The sequence below is a fragment of the Paraburkholderia sp. HP33-1 genome (assembly GCF_021390595.1).
In the GTDB taxonomy this organism is placed as follows: domain Bacteria; phylum Pseudomonadota; class Gammaproteobacteria; order Burkholderiales; family Burkholderiaceae; genus Paraburkholderia.
Genome location: NZ_JAJEJR010000001.1, coordinates 539,554 through 556,889, shown reverse-complemented (window position 1 = coordinate 556,889; position 17,336 = coordinate 539,554). Strand labels below are relative to the sequence as shown.

The 17,336-nt window shown below is 64.8% G+C and carries 16 protein-coding genes; 9 read left to right on the top strand and 7 right to left on the bottom strand.

Annotation, left to right across the window (positions count from 1 at the left end):
* Nucleotides 1–107 precede the first annotated feature (107 nt).
* The 3 genes from aroG to L0U81_RS02550 all read left to right on the top strand — a co-directional run bounded on the left by aroG (nucleotide 108) and on the right by L0U81_RS02550 (nucleotide 2,057).
* Nucleotides 108–1,181 carry a 3-deoxy-7-phosphoheptulonate synthase AroG gene (gene aroG / locus L0U81_RS02560; protein ID WP_233800026.1) on the top strand — a complete coding sequence of 358 codons (1,074 nt, stop codon included), beginning with the start codon at nucleotides 108–110 and terminating at the stop codon, nucleotides 1,179–1,181.
* Between the two features lie 202 nt (nucleotides 1,182–1,383).
* Nucleotides 1,384–1,728, top strand: coding sequence for a type II toxin-antitoxin system RelE/ParE family toxin (locus L0U81_RS02555; protein WP_233800025.1), 345 nt, complete (start codon nucleotides 1,384–1,386; stop codon nucleotides 1,726–1,728).
* Nucleotides 1,725–2,057: a helix-turn-helix domain-containing protein gene (locus L0U81_RS02550; RefSeq protein WP_233800024.1), complete on the top strand. Its 333-nt coding sequence runs from the start codon at nucleotides 1,725–1,727 to the stop codon at nucleotides 2,055–2,057. Before L0U81_RS02555 ends, L0U81_RS02550 begins: the two co-directional genes overlap by 4 nt.
* A gap of 54 nt (nucleotides 2,058–2,111) precedes the next feature.
* Here L0U81_RS02550 and L0U81_RS02545 read toward each other — a convergent pair whose 3' ends face one another.
* Complete coding sequence (locus L0U81_RS02545) at nucleotides 2,112–2,666, bottom strand: cob(I)yrinic acid a,c-diamide adenosyltransferase (protein ID WP_233800023.1); 555 nt, start codon at nucleotides 2,664–2,666, stop codon at nucleotides 2,112–2,114.
* 321 nt (nucleotides 2,667–2,987) lie between these two features.
* Here L0U81_RS02545 and L0U81_RS02540 point away from each other — a divergent pair, with 321 nt between their 5' ends.
* The 6 genes from L0U81_RS02540 to proC all read left to right on the top strand — a co-directional run bounded on the left by L0U81_RS02540 (nucleotide 2,988) and on the right by proC (nucleotide 10,104).
* Nucleotides 2,988–4,406 carry an FAD-linked oxidase C-terminal domain-containing protein gene (locus L0U81_RS02540; RefSeq protein WP_233800022.1) on the top strand — a complete coding sequence of 473 codons (1,419 nt, stop codon included), beginning with the start codon at nucleotides 2,988–2,990 and terminating at the stop codon, nucleotides 4,404–4,406.
* Between the two features lie 63 nt (nucleotides 4,407–4,469).
* Nucleotides 4,470–5,963: an FAD-linked oxidase C-terminal domain-containing protein gene (locus tag L0U81_RS02535; RefSeq protein ID WP_233800021.1), complete on the top strand. Its 1,494-nt coding sequence runs from the start codon at nucleotides 4,470–4,472 to the stop codon at nucleotides 5,961–5,963.
* A gap of 175 nt (nucleotides 5,964–6,138) precedes the next feature.
* A complete protein-coding gene (glcE, locus tag L0U81_RS02530; protein WP_233800020.1) occupies nucleotides 6,139–7,227 on the top strand; it encodes a glycolate oxidase subunit GlcE in 1,089 nt (362 codons plus the stop codon).
* A gap of 8 nt (nucleotides 7,228–7,235) precedes the next feature.
* On the top strand, nucleotides 7,236–8,462 hold the full coding sequence (gene glcF / locus L0U81_RS02525; protein WP_233800019.1) for a glycolate oxidase subunit GlcF: 1,227 nt from the start codon (nucleotides 7,236–7,238) through the stop codon (nucleotides 8,460–8,462).
* A gap of 36 nt (nucleotides 8,463–8,498) precedes the next feature.
* Nucleotides 8,499–9,209 (top strand): YggS family pyridoxal phosphate-dependent enzyme, encoded by a 711-nt coding sequence (locus L0U81_RS02520; RefSeq protein WP_233800018.1) that lies wholly within the window; start codon nucleotides 8,499–8,501, stop codon nucleotides 9,207–9,209.
* A 79-nt stretch (nucleotides 9,210–9,288) separates the two neighbouring features.
* Nucleotides 9,289–10,104, top strand: a complete 816-nt coding sequence (gene proC / locus L0U81_RS02515) for a pyrroline-5-carboxylate reductase (RefSeq protein WP_233800017.1) — start codon at nucleotides 9,289–9,291, stop codon at nucleotides 10,102–10,104.
* A 93-nt stretch (nucleotides 10,105–10,197) separates the two neighbouring features.
* Here the strand turns inward: proC and ubiA are convergent, their stop codons facing one another.
* The 6 genes from ubiA to recG form a co-directional block, all read right to left on the bottom strand.
* Nucleotides 10,198–11,061, bottom strand: a complete 864-nt coding sequence (gene ubiA / locus L0U81_RS02510; protein WP_233800016.1) for a 4-hydroxybenzoate octaprenyltransferase — start codon at nucleotides 11,059–11,061, stop codon at nucleotides 10,198–10,200.
* A 177-nt stretch (nucleotides 11,062–11,238) separates the two neighbouring features.
* Complete coding sequence (locus tag L0U81_RS02505; protein ID WP_233800015.1) at nucleotides 11,239–11,733, bottom strand: Dps family protein; 495 nt, start codon at nucleotides 11,731–11,733, stop codon at nucleotides 11,239–11,241.
* A gap of 154 nt (nucleotides 11,734–11,887) precedes the next feature.
* Complete coding sequence (locus L0U81_RS02500) at nucleotides 11,888–12,052, bottom strand: hypothetical protein (RefSeq protein ID WP_233800014.1); 165 nt, start codon at nucleotides 12,050–12,052, stop codon at nucleotides 11,888–11,890.
* A 56-nt stretch (nucleotides 12,053–12,108) separates the two neighbouring features.
* Nucleotides 12,109–13,569, bottom strand: a complete 1,461-nt coding sequence (locus L0U81_RS02495) for a catalase (protein ID WP_233800013.1) — start codon at nucleotides 13,567–13,569, stop codon at nucleotides 12,109–12,111.
* Nucleotides 13,570–13,978: 409 nt separating this feature from the next.
* A complete protein-coding gene (locus L0U81_RS02490) occupies nucleotides 13,979–14,938 on the bottom strand; it encodes a LysR substrate-binding domain-containing protein (protein ID WP_008922481.1) in 960 nt (319 codons plus the stop codon).
* Between the two features lie 102 nt (nucleotides 14,939–15,040).
* On the bottom strand, nucleotides 15,041–17,290 hold the full coding sequence (recG, locus tag L0U81_RS02485; protein ID WP_233800012.1) for an ATP-dependent DNA helicase RecG: 2,250 nt from the start codon (nucleotides 17,288–17,290) through the stop codon (nucleotides 15,041–15,043).
* Between the last annotated feature and the right edge of the window lie 46 nt (nucleotides 17,291–17,336).

The following is a 17,336-nucleotide window of genomic DNA, read 5'->3' as shown; positions in this document are numbered from 1 at the left end:
TTTTTTCGCCTCACGCTTTTCGACACCTATCTGACATTTTGTCGTTGACTATTTTTTGATCGTCGCTGCCCGCGCGAACACGCTACGAACCGACTCAGGAGAACCACATGCCCCCGCACAATACCGACGATGTCCGCATCCGCGAATTGAAGGAACTCACGCCGCCCGCTCACCTGATCCGCGAGTTTCCCTGCGACGAGACGGCGTCCAACGTGATCTACGACTCGCGCACCGCGATGCATCGCATTCTGCACGGCATGGACGACCGTCTGATCGTCGTGATCGGCCCGTGCTCGATCCACGATCCGAAGGCCGCAATCGAATATGCGGGCCGTCTGATCGAGCAGCGCAAGCGCTTCGCCGGCGAACTCGAGGTCGTGATGCGCGTGTACTTCGAAAAGCCGCGCACGACGGTGGGCTGGAAGGGCCTCATCAACGATCCGCACATGGACAACAGCTTCAAGATCAACGAAGGTCTTCGCACCGCGCGCGAGCTGCTGCTGCGCATTAACGAACTCGGCCTGCCGGCCGGTACCGAGTACCTCGACATGATCAGCCCGCAGTACATCGCGGATCTGATCTCGTGGGGTGCGATCGGCGCGCGCACGACGGAGTCGCAGGTGCACCGCGAACTGGCGTCGGGACTGTCATGCCCGGTCGGCTTCAAGAACGGCACGGACGGCAACGTGAAGATCGCCGTCGATGCGATCAAGGCCGCCTCGCAGCCGCACCATTTCCTGTCGGTCACGAAGGGCGGCCACTCGGCGATCGTCTCGACCGCGGGTAATGAGGACTGCCACGTGATCCTGCGTGGCGGCAAAACGCCGAACTACGACGCCGACAGCGTCAACGCGGCGTGCGCGGACATCGGCAAGGCGGGTCTCGCCGCGCGTCTGATGATCGACGCGAGCCACGCGAACAGCTCGAAGAAGCACGAGAACCAGATTCCGGTGTGCGCAGACATCGGCCGTCAGATTGCCGCGGGTGACGAGCGGATCGTCGGCGTGATGGTGGAGTCGCACCTCGTCGCAGGCCGTCAGGATCTGCAGGAAGGCTGCGAGCTCACGTATGGCCAGAGCATTACCGATGCGTGCATCGGCTGGGACGAAAGCGTCGCCGTGCTCGAAGGCCTCGCCGACGCGGTCAGGCAGCGCCGCATCGCGCGCGGCAGCGGCAACTGATCACCCGCCCTGTCGCCACTTCGGCGACTTGTCAGCACTTCGTAGAAAAACCCGGTTCGATTTCGAACTGGGTTTTTTATTGGCCATTCGGACGAATGGTACTCAGCCTGCCGCCTCGATATCGTCATAGCTCGTTGCCTGGTCGTACGCAAGACTTGACCGGGCTGGAGAACGCGTATAAGATTTTATACATGAGGTGGCGATGGAGCAGGAAAAAGAAATTCGCTGGCTGGGCTCCAGCTACCGTGATTTGCTCGCTTTCCCCAATGAAGCGCGTCGTCTGGCCGGGTTTCAGCTTCACAAGATTCAGTCGGGACTCGACCCCGACGACTGGAAACCGTTCGACTCCATCGGCGCGGGAACGCGCGAAATTCGCATCAGAGACGAAGACGGCATTTTTCGCGTGATGTATGTCGCGAAATACGCCGAAGCGCTGTACGTGCTGCATTGCTTTCAGAAGAAAACGCAGAAGCTCGGACTGCTCGACAGAAAAATTGCCGAAGCGCGCTACCGCGCCATCACCCATTACAGGACCATCGAATCATGACGATCGACACGAACATTCGTCACGTAACGCGAGCCGGCGCGAACGTGTTCCTCGAACTCGGTTTTTCCGCCGAGGAGGCGAAGCGCCTTCACGCGGCGTCGCAAAAGCAGATCAACGACACGCGGCTGCTCAAGGAGCAGCTGATGACCGAGCTGTCCACGTGGATCGAACAGCATCATCTGAAGCAGGCGGAGGCGGCCGAAATTCTGATGGTGTCGCGCCCTCGCGTGTCCGACGTCGTTAACAAGAAAACCAGCAAGTTCACGATCGACACGCTCGTCGAAATGTTGAGCCGCATCGGCAAGCCGGTGACGCTCGCCGTAGGTTGAGCGTCGGCTCGTGCACAGCACCGCGCGTATCTAAACGCGCATGTGGTTCGCCATTCAACGCGCGTCGCGATCGCGTTGCCACAGCACGTCGGTGCCGCCGTCCGCGCGATTGAGCACGCGCGCCAGCACGAACAGCAGATCGGACAGCCGGTTCACGTATTGGCGCGGCGCCGCGTTCAGGGCCTCGTGTTCACCGAGCGCGACGATCGTGCGCTCCGCGCGGCGACAAACCGTACGGCACACATGCGCAAGTGCAGCCGCGCGCGAACCGCCCGGCAGAATGAATTCCTTCAGCGGAGGCAGCGCGGCGTTGTAGTCGGCAAGCCAGCCGTCGAGCTGCGCGAGTTGCTGGTCGGTCATCACCGCGTGACCGGGAATGCACAGCTCGCCGCCAAGATCGAACAGGTCGTGCTGAATTGCGACCAGCGCCGCGCGCACGTTCTCGGGCAAGGTCTCGCACAACAGCACGCCGAGATTCGAATTGAGTTCGTCCACGTCGCCAATCGCAGCGATGCGCGCGCTGTCCTTGCGCACGCGGCTGCCGTCGCCGAGACCGGTGGTGCCGTCGTCGCCGGTGCGAGTGGCGATTTTGCTGAGGCGATTGCCCATGATGTCTCCCATACATTCAGTGGTGATACGGCCACCACGTTTATCCATATTGCACGCATCGCGAAATCGCCGCCACTATATGAGTGGGAGCCGGCCCGACGCCGGCTGGCGGGTGAACGGCGTAAAATGAAACAGCTGCGGCAAACAGGCTGCTACCTAAAGAAACTTTCATGCGACCGGGGTAAGTGCATTGCATGGGACCGGAGTAGGTGCTTTGCATGGGACCGGAGTAGGCGCTAAAGCGCCAACTCCGGATCGACAGCTAAAGCGCCAACTCCGGATCGACAGCTTTGCACTTACCCTGATCGACTGGAGACATGCGTGAACCATCCCGTGCCACCGGCCCCGCTGCGCCGGCCGTTTCCCGCCGAATTGCTGAACCAGCTCAAGGCCGCTTTCGGTGAGCGCGTGTCCGTTGCCGAAGCCGTGCGTGCGCACCACGGCCGCGACGAATCGCCCTTCGATCCGCAACTGCCTGACGCCGTCGTCTTCGCGCGCACAACCGAAGACGTGCAGACCGCCGTCAGGCTGTCCGGCCAGTACGACGTACCGATCATCCCATACGGCAACGGCTCGTCGCTCGAAGGACATCTGCTTGCCGTGCAAGGCGGCGTGTCGATCGATCTGTCGCAAATGAACCGCGTGTTGTCGATCAACGCCGAAGACCTGACCGTCACCGTCGAGCCCGGCATCTCACGCAAACAGCTGAACGAAGCGCTGCGCGACACGGGCCTGTTTTTCCCGATCGACCCGGGCGCGGACGCGAGCATCGGCGGTATGTCGGCCACCCGCGCGTCGGGTACCAACGCCGTGCGCTACGGCACGATGCGCGAAAACGTGCTCGGCCTGACGGTCGTGCTCGCCGATGGCCGCGCGATCAAAACCGGCTCGCGCGCGCGCAAATCGTCGGCGGGTTATGACCTCACACGTCTGTTCGTCGGCTCGGAAGGCACGCTCGGCGTGATCACCGAAATCACCTTGCGCCTCTATCCGCAGCCCGAAGCGGTGTCGGCCGCGGTGTGCACGTTCCCCTCGATGGGCGATGCGGTTCGCGCGGTCATCGAGACGATCCAGATCGGCGTGCCGATTGCACGCGTCGAATTCGTCGATTCGCTCGCGATCCGCTCGATCAATCGTCATTCGAATCTGACGCTGCGCGAAGCGCCCACGCTGTTCTTCGAATTTCACGGCACCGAGGCCGGCGTCAAGGAACAGGCCGAACTCGTCCAGGAAATCGCCGCGCAGAACGCGGGGGAAGGCTTCGAATGGGCGACGCACCCCGAAGACCGCAGCCGTCTATGGAACGCGCGCCACAACGCCTATTTCGCGATGCTGCAGCTAAAGCCCGGCTCGCGCGCGGTCACCACCGACGTCTGCGTCCCGATCTCGCGTCTGGCCGAGTGCGTGGTCGAAACGGAGCAGGATCTGGTGGCGTCGCCGCTGCCCTGCCCGATCGTCGGTCATGTCGGCGACGGCAACTTCCACGTCGCGATCCTGATCGACCCGGACAAGCCCGAAGAGCTCGAGGAAGCCGAGCGCCTGAACCATCGCATCGTGCAGCGCGCGCTGCGCATGGACGGCACCTGCACCGGCGAGCATGGCATCGGCCTGCACAAGATGGGCTTTTTGCTCGAAGAACATGGCGACGTCGCGGTCGACACGATGCGCTCGATCAAACACGCGCTCGATCCCCGCAACCTGATGAATCCGGGCAAGATCTTCGCCTGGGCGGCGGCCTGATCGATGCTGCAAAGCCTGGCCGCAGCAAGCCGGACCGGCGCAAGCCACGAGGAGACAACTCACATGAACGCACCCGCTGAACTGTCGGCCGAAGTCCTCGCGCAGCGTCAGCGCGAAGTCGTGCAGGCGCTGATGGCCGTATTGCCGACCCACTGTCTGCTGTATCGCGAGGAAGACACCGTAGCGTACGAATGCGACGGCCTCGCCGCGTACCGGCGTCTGCCGCTTGCGGTCGCGTTGCCGGAAACCGAATCGCAGGTGCAGCGCATCATCCAGATCTGCCATCGCCTCGAGGTGCCCATCGTGCCTCGCGGCGCGGGCACCGGGCTGTCCGGCGGCGCCATGCCGATTCAGCACGGCGTGGTGGTGTCGCTCGCCCGCTTTCGCAAGATCATCGAGGTCGACTCGTATGCGCGTACCGCGACCGTGCAGCCGGGCGTGCGCAATCTGGCGATCTCCGAGGCCGCGGCGCCGTACGGCCTTTACTACGCACCTGACCCGTCGTCGCAGATCGCCTGCACGATCGGCGGCAACGTGTCCGAGAATTCCGGCGGCGTGCATTGCCTGAAATACGGCCTCACCGTGCACAACGTGCTGCGCGTGCGCGCTGTGACGATGGAAGGCGAGATCGTCGAATTCGGCTCGCTGGCGCCGGACGCGCCGGGGCTCGATCTGCTCGCGGTGCTGATCGGCAGCGAGGGCATGTTCGCGATCGTCACCGAGGTGACCGTCAAGCTCATTCCGAAGCCGCAAATGGCGCAGGTCATCATGGCCAGTTTCGACGACGTCGTCAAAGGCGGCGATGCGGTCGCGGGCATCATCGCGGCGGGCATCATTCCGGCCGGCCTGGAAATGATGGACAAGCCCGCCACGCGCGCGGTCGAGGAATTCGTCAACGCGGGCTACGACCTCGACGCGGCGGCGATCCTGTTGTGCGAGTCGGACGGCACGCCCGAGGAAGTCGCGAACGAGATCGTGCGCATGACCGCGGTGCTGCGCGAGCACGGCGCGACCCGCATCCAGATTTCGCGCACGGAAGCGGAGCGGTTGCGCTTCTGGTCCGGGCGCAAGAACGCGTTTCCGGCCGCCGGCCGCATTTCGCCGGACTACTACTGCATGGACGGCACCGTGCCGCGCCGCAGTATCGGGCCACTGCTCGCGCGCATCGAGGAGATGGAGAAGAAGTACCAACTGCGCTGCATCAACGTGTTCCATGCCGGCGACGGCAACATGCATCCGCTGATCCTGTTCAACGGCAACGACCAGGACGAGTGGCACCGCGCCGAACTGTTCGGTTGCGACATTCTGGAAGCGTGCGTCGAGCTGGGCGGCACGGTGACGGGTGAGCATGGCGTTGGTATCGAGAAGATCAATTCGATGTGCGTGCAGTTCTCGCCCGAGGAGCGCGACACGTTCCACGCGGTCAAGCGTGCATTCGACGCGCCCGGCCTGCTGAACCCCGACAAAGGCATCCCCACGCGGGCGCGCTGTGCCGAATACGGCAAGATGCACGTGCGCGGCGGGCTGCTGCCTCATCCCGAGCTGCCGCGCTTCTAGCGGCCGACGCATCCACCGTTCGCCACGCCCGCGGGAGTCCCGGCGCGGGCGCGGCCTGGGCAGCGCATGGCGTCTTCTTCAGACCGATGCGACGCGCCCCCAATGCGGGTGCGCTCCGGGTTGCCAGCAAGCCCCCGCCCGGTACAATCAAACGAAACACAACGAGCAGGACACCATGGAAGAGGACGACATCGTCGCCGTATGGTCCGAACGCGTGCGTTCGGCCAGCGCCGAGGGACGCGCGTTGCGCATACGTGGCGGCGGCACCAAGGACTGGTATGGCCAGACGCTGGAAGGTGAGATCCTCGACACGCGAGCTTATCGCGGCATCGTTGCGTACGATCCGGCCGAGCTCGTGATCACAGCGCGCGCGGGCACCCCGCTGCTGGAAATCGAAGCCGCGCTCGCCGAGCACGACCAGATGCTGCCGTTCGAGCCGCCGCACTTCGGCCCGCAGGCCACCTTCGGCGGCTGCATCGCCGCCGGGATTTCCGGGCCGCGCCGGCCGGCCGTCGGCGCCGCGCGCGACTTCGTGCTCGGCGCCGTCGTGATGAACGGCCAGGGCCAGGTGCTGCACTTCGGCGGCCAGGTCGTGAAGAACGTCGCGGGCTATGACGTATCGCGGCTGCTCGCGGGCTCGCTCGGCACGCTCGGGCTGATCCTCGAACTGTCGGTCAAAGTGCTGCCCCTGCCGCAGGCCGAAGCCACGCTAAAGTTCGACATGAACGGCACCGACGCGGTACGCAAGCTAAACGAATGGGGCGGCCGGCCGCTGCCGATCACGGCGAGCGCATGGCGCAATGGCACGCTCGCGGTCCGGCTCGGCGGCGCGGAAGCTGCCGTCAAGGCCGCGCGCACCGGGCTCGGCGGCGAAGTCGTCGATGCGGTCGAAGCCGAACGTTTCTGGGCCGGCCTGCGCGAGCAGACCGATTCGTTTTTTGCGGGGATTCCCCCGAAGGCCGCGCTGTGGCGTCTCGCGCTACCGTCGATCACCGAGCCGCTGCAACTGCCCGGCGCGCAACTGATGGAATGGGGCGGCGGCCAGCGCTGGTGGATCACCGACACCGACGCGCAAACCGTGCGCATCAGCGCGAAGCAGGCCGACGGCCACGCGACGATCTTCCGTAGCGGCCACGGCTACGACCGCAGCGCCGGCGTGTTCACGCCGCTGCCCGCGCCGTTGATGAAAATCCATCGCGGCCTCAAACACGCCTTCGACCCGGCCCGCATCTTCAACCGCGGCCGTCTCTACCCCGACTTCTGAGCGACGCGATGCAAACCAACCTCGCGGACTTCATTCGCAATACGCCCGATGGGGACGAAGCAGACTCCATCCTGCGCAAATGCGTGCATTGCGGTTTCTGCACGGCAACCTGCCCGACCTATCAACTGCTCGGCGACGAGCTCGACGGCCCGCGCGGGCGCATCTATCTGATCAAGCAGATGGTCGAAGGTGCGCCGGTCACGCGCAGCACGCAGCTTCACCTCGACCGCTGCCTCACCTGCCGCAACTGCGAATCGACCTGTCCGTCCGGCGTGCAATACGGGCGGCTCGTCGAAATCGGCCGCAAGCTAACCGAAGAGAAAGTCACGCGTCCGCTCAATCAGCGGCTGATGCGCCGCCTGCTCGCAAGCGTGCTGCCGAACAGCGCGATCTTCACGCCGGCGATGCGGCTGGGCCAGCACGTGCGCGGTCTGCTGCCGAAGAAGCTGCGCGACAAGGTGCCCGCGCGCCAGCGTCCGCTCGAGTGGCCGAGTGCGAAACACGAACGCAAGGTGCTGATGCTCGCGGGCTGCGTGCAACCCTCGATGATGCCGAACGTGAACATCGCGACCGCGCGCGTGTTCGACGCGCTCGGCATCGAAACGCTGATCGCGCCCGAAGCCGGCTGCTGCGGCGCGATCCGCCTGCACCTCGGCTATCACGACGAAGCGCTCGACGACCTGCGCACGAACATCGACGCATGGTGGCCCTACGTCGAACAAGGCGTTGAAGCGATCGTGATGAACGCGTCGGGCTGCGGCGCGATGGTCAAGGAATACGCGCATCTGCTGCGCCACGATCCCGCTTATGCGGAAAAGGCGCGCCGCATCGTCGAGCTGACGCGCGACGTCTCCGAGATCCTGCCCGAGTTCGAAGAACACCTCGTCGCGATCACGCGGCGCCGTTCGGTGCACACGGTCGCGTTTCATCCGCCCTGCACGCTGCAGCATGGCCAGCAGATCCGCGGTAAGGTCGAACAGCTGCTCGGCGCGCTCGGCGTCGAAGTGCGACTGCCCGCCGACAGCCATCTCTGCTGCGGCTCGGCCGGCACCTACTCGCTGATGCAGCCGCGGCTTTCCTACGCGCTGCGCGACCAGAAGCTCGAGCGTTTGCAGGCGCAGGAACCGCAGGTGATCGTGTCGGCGAACGTGGGCTGCATCGCGCATCTGCAAAGCGGCACGTCGACGCCGGTCGCGCACTGGATCGAACTGGTGGAGCACATGCTGTCCGTATAATCGGGGCATCGTCTTTGCTAAACACCGGTTCGTTCCATGTCCGATCTGCTTCACCACCTGGGTCACAACCTCGCTGACGTGCAGCAGCGCATCGCCAGGGCTGCGCAAGCGGCCGGCCGCGATGCGCAGTCCGTGACGTTGCTCGCGGTCTCCAAAACGTTTCCCGCCGATGCCGTGCGCGCCGCTTATGCGGCCGCTCAGCACGCGTTCGGTGAAAACTATGTGCAGGAAGCGCTCGACAAGATCCAGACGCTCGCCGATCTGCGCGCGTCGCTCGAATGGCATTTCATCGGGCCGCTGCAATCGAACAAGACGCGGCCGGTCGCCGAGCATTTCGACTGGGTGCATTCGGTCGATCGCCTGAAGATCGCGCAGCGGCTATCGGAGCAGCGCCCCGACGACCTGCCGCCGCTCAACGTGTGCCTGCAGGTCAACGTCAGCGGCGAAGCATCGAAAAGCGGCGTCGCGATCGCCGAGGCGCCCGCTATCGCGCAACAGATCGCCGCGCTGCCGAAGCTGAAGCTGCGCGGACTGATGTCGATTCCCGAACCGGCCGGTGATCTCGACGCGCAACGCGCGCCGCATCGCGAACTGCGCATGCTGTTCGAGCGCTTGCGCAACGACGGGCTCGCGCTCGATACGCTGTCGATGGGCATGTCGGCGGATCTCGAAGCAGCCGTGCTCGAAGGCGCGACGATCGTGCGTATCGGCACCGCGATCTTCGGCGCGCGCGATTATTCGCGCTGAACTTCAGCACGGCGTTGCGCGTGCCTGCGCCCGACCCTCATCGCATTTCCGCATCTCAACTGAACTTATCCGGACCATCATGAAAATTGCGTTTATCGGCGGCGGCAACATGGCCGCCGCGTTGATCGGCGGCCTCATCAAACGGGGCGTTGCGCCCGCTAACCTGTACGCGATCGATCCGAACGAAGACGCGCGCAAGCGCAACGAGCAGCAATTCGGCATCCGCACCGGCACGGCCGCCGACGGCACGCTCGCCGACTACGACGCAGTCGTGCTCGCGGTGAAGCCGCAGATCCTGAAGAGCGTCGCCGAGACGGTTGCGCCACATCTGCGCGCGTCGCAGCTCATCGTCAGCATCGTCGCGGGGATTCGCATCGGTGACATGTCGCGCTGGCTCGCTGGCCACAACCGTATCGTGCGCGTCATGCCGAATACGCCGGCGCTGATCGGCATGGGCGTGACAGGTCTCGTCGCCACCAGCAGCGTCGACGAAGCAGGCCGCGCGCTCGCGTCGCAGTTGCTCGGCGCCGTCGGCGAAACCGTCTGGTTCGACGACGAAGCGAAAATCGACGCGGTAACCGCGATCTCGGGCAGCGGGCCGGCCTACGTGTTCTATTTCATCGAAGCGCTGCAGGAAGCCGCGCGCCAGCTCGGCATGGACGAAGCGCAGGGTCGCGCGCTCGCGGTCGCGACGTTCACGGGTGCCGCGCAACTCGCGGCCAATTCCGACGAGCCTTTGAGCGTGCTGCGCGAGCGCGTGACATCGAAAGGCGGCACGACCGCGGCGGCGCTCGCCTCATTCGACGCGAGCGGCATCAAGGATGCAATTGTGCGCGGCACCCTGGCCGCCGATGCGCGAGCGCGCGAGATGGGCGACGAGTTCGGCAAGCAGTAACGCGAACCGGCGTCGAAAAGAAGCAGCGGAAACAGACACGCCGTAGAGCGACTGCCGCTTTCAATCAGGGCAGGCGCCTACGGCGTACGTGAATTAAAACGAAGTCACCGCGTAATGCGCGGCGATCCCCGCGAACAACGCGCCGCCGAGCCAGTTGTTGTGACGGAACGCGGCAAAGCACGGCATGCGCTCGCGATGGCGGATCAGCGTGTAGTGATAGATCGCGCAACCCACCGCGACCGCCCAGCCCAGCCAGTACAGCAGACCAAACCCGAGCGTCACGCCGATACCGACGTAGATGCCGAGCGTCACCGCGTAGCACAGCATGACCGCGGCCACGTCGAAGCGGCCGAACGTCAGCGCCGACGTGCGGATGCCGATCTTGATGTCGTCGTCGCGATCGACCATCGCGTATTCGGTGTCGTACGCAACGGCCCAGAAGATGTTCGCGACCAGCATCACCCAGGCGAGCAGCGGCACATGGTCCTGCACCGCCGCGAACGCCATCGGAATGCCGAAGCCGAATGCGATCCCCAGATACGCCTGCGGAATGGCGAAGAAGCGCTTCATGAACGGATACGTGCCAGCGACGAACAGCGCGACCACCGACAACTCCTTCGTCAACGCGTTGAGCGGCTGAATCAGCAGAAACGCGATCAGCGACAGCGCAGTGGCCAGCGCGACCGCTTCCCATGCATTGATCTTGCCGGACGTGATCGGCCGGTTTTCGGTGCGCTTCACGTGACGGTCGAAATCGCGGTCCGCATAGTCGTTGATCGCACAGCCGGCCGAGCGCATCAGCACCGTGCCGAGCGTGAAGATGACCAGCAACTGCCACGACGGATGTCCGCCGGACGCGATCCACAGTGCGTTGAGCGTCGGCCACAGCAGCAGCAGGCTGCCGATCGGCTTGTCCATGCGCACGAGGCGCAGATACAGGGGAAGTCGGGCGAACATGGGGCGAATTCGGTGAAGTGCGAACACGGTGCGCCTATTCTACGGGAAGCGCTGGGTGCGCCTGGATACGAGCGGCGGCGGCGCAAAAAACAAAGCCTCCCGTGCGGGGAGGCCTGTTCGTTTTCAGCGCGGCTTGGGGGTGGCCCGAGCCGGCTTCAGTTGTGACTCAAGGGCAACTCAAGCGAGCAGCGAGCGCAGCATCCACGCGGTCTTTTCGTGCGTTTGCATGCGTTGCGTGAGCAGGTCGGCGGTCGGCTCGTCGTTGGCGGCTTCGGTCGACGGGAAAATCGCGCGCGCGGTGCGCACCACGGCTTCCTGGCCTTCGACCAGCTGGCGGATCATGTCTTCGGCCGCCGGCACGCCATCCGCTTCGGGGATCGACGACAGCTTCGCGAAGTCCTTGTAGCTGCCCGGCGCATGCACGCCCAGTGCGCGGATGCGTTCGGCGATCGCGTCGACCGCGAGCGCGAGTTCGCTGTATTGCGTTTCGAACATCAGATGCAGCGTGTTGAACATCGGACCCGTGACGTTCCAGTGGAAGTTGTGGGTCTTCAGGTACAGCGTGTAGGTATCGGCGAGCAGACGCGACAGCCCTTCGGCGATCTTCTTGCGATCCTTGTCGCTGATCCCGATATTGACGTGCTGTACGGCTGCGGCTTCCTTCTTGGCCATGACTACTCCTTTGAAGAGTGATACGAACCGGTCGGCAAATGACGGTCTGCAGAAACAGACATAAAACGTTCGACAGTGTAGCGTGAAACGCCGCAAGGCTTGCGCAAGCCTTGCCTGAAAGCCTTGCTACGCGGCCATTGCGGCGGGACCGTGCTCAGGCGCCCAGCGCGTGTTGCAACGCCTGCTCGGCGATCACCGCAAAGCCGCTCGCGACGATCGCGAAGCCCACCACCTTGCGCAACATTAAGACCTGCCGACGCGCCCGCATGCCGCGCGTGGTGGCCGGAGCGCCGATGGTTGCCATCATCATCCGAATCATGACCGTGCTCCCGGATCGTATCGTGACGGGCGCAGCGCGATGCGCCGCGCCGTCGGTTACTTTAGTACTGCTTTGCCTTCCTGCAACGCGGCGAGCGCCGCGATCACCCCTTCCGCGTAGGCCGGATCGGCCCGCCGGAAATGGTCGATCTGACGCGCGACGATCTCCTGCGGCACGCCGTCGATATGTCGCGCGATATTGCCGAACAGACGCTCACGCTGCGCCTCGTCGAACAGCGCGAACAGCATGCGCGGCTGGGTGTAGTAGTCGTCATCCTCGCGATGCTCGTGACGTGCGACCACCCCCGCCGCGAGCGGCGGCTCCGACGCGTTCGCGTCCTGCGCGAAGTCGCCGAAGCGATTCGGCTCGTAATTCACGTTGCCGCCGAGATTGCCGTCGGTGCGCATCGCGCCGTCGCGATGGAACGAATGTGCGCCCGGCACGCGCGGCGCATTCACCGGAATCTGATGGTGATTGATACCGAGCCGGTAACGCTGCGTATCGCCGTACGAGAACAGGCGCCCCTGCAACAGACGGTCCGGCGAAAAGCCGATGCCCGGCACCACGTTCGCCGGCGTGAACGCCGCCTGCTCGACGTCCGCGAAATAGTTCGCCGCGTTGCGGTTCAGCTCGATCGTGCCGACGTCGATCAACGGATAGTCCTTCTGCGACCACACTTTCGTGATGTCGAACGGGTTGAAGCGGTAGTTCGCCGCATCCGCTTCGGGCATCACCTGAATCGCGAAGCGCCACTTCGGGAAGTTGCCCGCGTCGATGCTGTTCACCAGATCGCGCTGTGCGCTTTCGCGGTCATTGGCGACCACCTGCGCGGCTTCGGCGTCGGTGAAATTCTCGATCCCCTGCAGCGACTTGAAGTGGAACTTGACCCAGAAGCGCTCGTTGTTCGCGTTGATGAACGAGTACGTGTGCGAGCCGAAGCCGTGCATCTGCCGGTAGTTCTTCGGGATGCCGCGATCGCTCATCAGAATCGTCACCTGATGCAGCGACTCCGGATGACGCGACCAGAAATCCCACGCGGCGACGTTGCTGCGAAGATTCGTATACGGATCGCGCTTCTGCGTATGGATGAAGTCCGGAAATTTCAGCGGATCGCGGATGAAGAACACCGGCGTATTGTTGCCGACCACATCCCAGTTGCCTTCCTCGGTATAGAACTTGATCGAGAAACCGCGCACGTCGCGCTCGGCATCGGCCGCGCCACGCTCGCCGGCCACCGTCGAAAAGCGCATGAAAAGCGGCGTTTCCTTGCCGATCCGGGCGAACACTTTGGCCTTGGTGTAGCGCGAAATGTCGTGCGTCACCTTCAGCGTGCCGAATGCTCCCGAACCCTTCGCGTGAACGCGGCGCTCGGGAATCACTTCGCGATCGAAGTGCGCGAGCTTTTCGAGCAGCCAGACGTCCTGCAGCACGACCGGGCCGCGCGGGCCGGCGGTCATCGAGTTCTGGTTGTCGGCGACGGGTGCGCCGGCGGCGTTGGTGAGCTTACGTTCGGACATGAGTACTCCTGCGTGGTTTTTGTTGAATCAGGGAGAATGCGCACGGCATCCGCGCGACGGATGCCGTCATGGTCGGCACGTCAGGCGGCCAGCACCCGGTCGACCAGCAACGACACGGCGATCGTGCGAAAACTCGGTTCCGCGGCCATCGTGGCCAGTTGCGCAGGCAAAGCTTGAGTGGGCTGTGAATCTGCTTGCATGGTGTTTTCCTCCTGGCTTGCCTCAGGCCCCGAGCATTGGGTCAGGGCGCTGAGCCTTGTCGAATAAGGGGATCGGGCGATCCGTGGAGGAAACTATAGCAACCCTATCGAATATTCGTATTTGATTAATTTAATCTATTCGATAGGGCTTGGGCCCTTTTTGCGGCGGGCCGCCCCGGTGTCCGGCGCGGCTGCGCAGAGAAGGCGCGTCAGTTGACGGCGGCCGGCAGATCGAGCTTCTTGACGCCCGGCAGGTCGCAGGCAGCGATTGCGTCGCAGATCGCATCGATCGCGGGCATGCGCGTGAAGCTCTTGCGCCACGCGAGCACGACGCGGCGATCGGGCACCGGCTCGTCGAACGCGACGTAGCTGAGCAGGCCCGCGTCGATCCCGCCCGCATGCGGCTTGACCTCATGCACCGACATGCGCGGCAGCACCGTAATGCCGACGCCGCTCGCGACCATATGGCGAATCGTTTCGAGCGACGAGCCCTCGAAAGTCTTCTGGATGCCGTCCGCGTTCTGCGAGAAGCGCATCAGCTCGGGACACACGCCGAGCACGTGATCGCGGAAGCAATGGCCGCTGCCGAGCAGCAGCATGGTTTCCTGCTTCAGATCATCAGGGTCGATCTTCGGGCGGCTTTCCCACGCGTGGCCGGACGGCAGCGCGACGACGAACGGCTCGTCGTAGAGCGGGCGCAGCATCAGACCGGTTTCGGGAAACGGCAGCGCCATGATCGCGACGTCGATTTCGCCCTGCTTGAGCAGCTCGATCAGCTTCAGCGTGTAGTTTTCCTGCAGCATCAGCGGCATCTGCGGCACGCGCTGGATCATCTGCTTGACGAGCGTCGGCAGCAGGTACGGCCCGATCGTGTAGATCACGCCGAGGCGCAGCGGGCCGACCAGCGGGTCCTTGCCCTGCTTGGCGATCTCCTTGATCGCGAGCGTCTGCTCCAGCACGCGTTGCGCCTGCGTGACGATCTGTTCGCCGATCGGCGTGACGCTGACCTCGCTGGTGCCGCGCTCGAAGATCTGCACGTTCAGCTCGTCTTCGAGCTTCTTGATGGCGACGGACAGCGTGGGCTGGCTGACGAAACACGCTTCGGCGGCCCGGCCGAAGTGCCGCTCGCGGGCCACCGCCACAATGTATTTCAATTCGGTGAGCGTCATTCGGGGATCAATCAGTCCGATGGATTCGATAGGTTCTAGTTATACACCTATAGGGTCGGTTCGCCAACCTTTTAGCCGTTCCGCTTGCAGCGAGGGCTGCGCTCAGGCCTTCAGATACTGCTCGCGGGCGCCGAGCCAGCGCGCCAGATGCTGGATGACCACGTCCGGATACTGGTCGAGCAGCGTCGCGGCGGCTTCGCGCGCAGGCTCGATCAGGTGCTGATCGTTCTGCAGGTCGGCGAAGCGCAGCATCGCCGCACCTGACTGCCGCGCGCCGAGGAACTCGCCGGGCCCGCGGATTTCGAGGTCGCGCCGGGCGATCTCGAAGCCGTCGGTGGTTTCGCGCATGGTCTGCAGGCGGGCACGGGCGGTCATCGACAGCGGCCCGGTGTACAGCAGCACGCAGACCGACGCGGCGCTGCCGCGCCCCACGCGCCCGCGCAACTGATGCAGCTGTGCGAGACCGAAGCGCTCCGCATGCTCGATTACCATCAGCGACGCGTTCGGCACGTCGACGCCCACTTCGATCACCGTGGTCGCGACCAGCAACTGGATCTCGTTGCGCGAGAACGCGTCCATTACCGTGGCCTTTTCGGCGGGCGCGAGACGCCCGTGCACGAGCCCGACCTTCAGCTCCGGTAGCGCGGCCACCAGCGTCTCGTAGGTCTCGACCGCGGTTTGCAGCTGCAGGGTCTCGCTTTCCTCGATCAGCGGACACACCCAGTACACCTGACGCCCCGTCAGCGCCGCCTCGCGCACACGGCCGATCACCTCTTCGCGGCGCGCGTCGGAGACGAGCTTCGTGAGAATCGGTGTGCGGCCGGGCGGCAGTTCATCGATCGTCGAGACGTCGAGGTCCGCGTAGTAGGTCATGGCGAGCGTGCGCGGAATCGGCGTCGCGGACATCATCAATTGATGCGGCTGAAAATCGGGCGCGCCTTCGGCGGCGCCCTGCGCCTTCGCGCGCAGCGCGAGCCGTTGCGCGACACCGAAACGATGTTGTTCGTCGACGATCACGAGCCCGAGGCGCGCAAACTCGACCGCGTCCTGGATGATCGCGTGCGTGCCGATCACGAGCTGCGCGGTGCCGAGCGCGGCCGCTTCGATCGCGGCGCGCTTCTCCTTCGTCTTCAGACTGCCCGCGAGCCACGCGACCTGCACGCCGAGCGGCTCCAGCCAGCCGCGCAATTTGCGCGCGTGCTGCTCGGCGAGGATTTCGGTCGGCGCCATCAGCGCGGCCTGATAGCCGGCGTCGATCGCCTGCGCGGCGGCGAGCGCCGCGACGATCGTCTTGCCGCTGCCGACATCGCCCTGCAACAGCCGCTGCATCGGATGCGGCTGCGTCAGATCGAGCGCGATCTCGCCGCCGACGCGCTCCTGCGCTGCCGTCAGCGAAAACGGCAGCGCCTTCAGCAGGCGCGCGACCAGCGCGGATTCGTCGCCGAGCTTGCGGCGCGGCATCGCCGGCGCGGCACGCGTGCGGCGCTCGTCGTGCGCGCGCTTCAACGACATCTGCTGCGCGAGCAGTTCCTCGAACTTGATGCGCACCCACGCCGGATGCGTGCCGTCGATCAGCGCCGTTTCGTCCGACTGCGCGCCCGGATGATGCAGCGTGCGTACCGCGTCCATCAGCGCCGGCACGCCGAGCGGTTCGAGAAACGCGCGCGCGACCGGCGCGGGCAGCAACTCCGGCAGCGAGGTGCGCGCGAGCGCATTGTCGATCGCCTTGCGCAGATACGCCTGCGACACGCCCGCCGTGCTCGGATAGACCGGCGTCAATGCCTGCGGCAGCGGCGTGTCTTCCTCGACGACGCGCACGCTCGGATGCACCATCTCCATGCCGAAGAAGCCGCCGCGCACGTCGCCGCGCACGCGCAGGCGCGCGCCGGGCGCCATCTGCTTGACCTGCGAGCCGTAGAAATTCAGAAAGCGCAGCACGAGTTCGTCGCCGTCGGCGTCGCGCAGCTTCACGAGGAGCTGCCGGCGCGGGCGATACGCGATCTCGTTGTCGAACACCACGCCCTCGGTTTGGGCGATGCCGCCCGGCAGCAGGTGGCCGATCGGCGTCAGCGAGGTTTCGTCCTCGTAGCGCATCGGCAGATGCAGCACGAGGTCGATGTCGCGGGTGAGGCCGAGTTTGGCGAGCTTGTCGGCGGTTTTGACTGGGGCTTTGGTTTTGGCGGCGGGTTTGCCGTCGTCACGTCCGACATCGTGGCCGGCGGCCGTCATGCCGCCTTCCGCAGCCGCTTGCGCCGTATCACCTTCCCGCGCCTGCGCTCGCGCACCGCGGCGCCGCGGTGCGGCGCCCGCTTCGAGGGTGGCAACGGACGATCGGCGGTCGGACAAAGGCATAGGCTGCTTCGCAAGTACAATATCGGCTGCTGTCGAAAAAAGTCGT

Coding starts and splice junctions, on each gene's coding strand:
- aroG (WP_233800026.1), top strand. CDS start 108: ATGCCCCCGCACAATACCGACGATGTCCGCATCCGCGAATTGAAGGAA.
- L0U81_RS02555 (WP_233800025.1), top strand. CDS start 1,384: ATGGAGCAGGAAAAAGAAATTCGCTGGCTGGGCTCCAGCTACCGTGAT.
- L0U81_RS02550 (WP_233800024.1), top strand. CDS start 1,725: ATGACGATCGACACGAACATTCGTCACGTAACGCGAGCCGGCGCGAAC.
- L0U81_RS02545 (WP_233800023.1), bottom strand. CDS start 2,666: ATGGGCAATCGCCTCAGCAAAATCGCCACTCGCACCGGCGACGACGGC.
- L0U81_RS02535 (WP_233800021.1), top strand. CDS start 4,470: ATGAACGCACCCGCTGAACTGTCGGCCGAAGTCCTCGCGCAGCGTCAG.
- glcE (WP_233800020.1), top strand. CDS start 6,139: ATGGAAGAGGACGACATCGTCGCCGTATGGTCCGAACGCGTGCGTTCG.
- glcF (WP_233800019.1), top strand. CDS start 7,236: ATGCAAACCAACCTCGCGGACTTCATTCGCAATACGCCCGATGGGGAC.
- L0U81_RS02520 (WP_233800018.1), top strand. CDS start 8,499: ATGTCCGATCTGCTTCACCACCTGGGTCACAACCTCGCTGACGTGCAG.
- proC (WP_233800017.1), top strand. CDS start 9,289: ATGAAAATTGCGTTTATCGGCGGCGGCAACATGGCCGCCGCGTTGATC.
- ubiA (WP_233800016.1), bottom strand. CDS start 11,061: ATGTTCGCCCGACTTCCCCTGTATCTGCGCCTCGTGCGCATGGACAAG.
- L0U81_RS02505 (WP_233800015.1), bottom strand. CDS start 11,733: ATGGCCAAGAAGGAAGCCGCAGCCGTACAGCACGTCAATATCGGGATC.
- L0U81_RS02500 (WP_233800014.1), bottom strand. CDS start 12,052: ATGATTCGGATGATGATGGCAACCATCGGCGCTCCGGCCACCACGCGC.
- L0U81_RS02495 (WP_233800013.1), bottom strand. CDS start 13,569: ATGTCCGAACGTAAGCTCACCAACGCCGCCGGCGCACCCGTCGCCGAC.
- L0U81_RS02490 (WP_008922481.1), bottom strand. CDS start 14,938: ATGACGCTCACCGAATTGAAATACATTGTGGCGGTGGCCCGCGAGCGG.
- recG (WP_233800012.1), bottom strand. CDS start 17,290: ATGCCTTTGTCCGACCGCCGATCGTCCGTTGCCACCCTCGAAGCGGGC.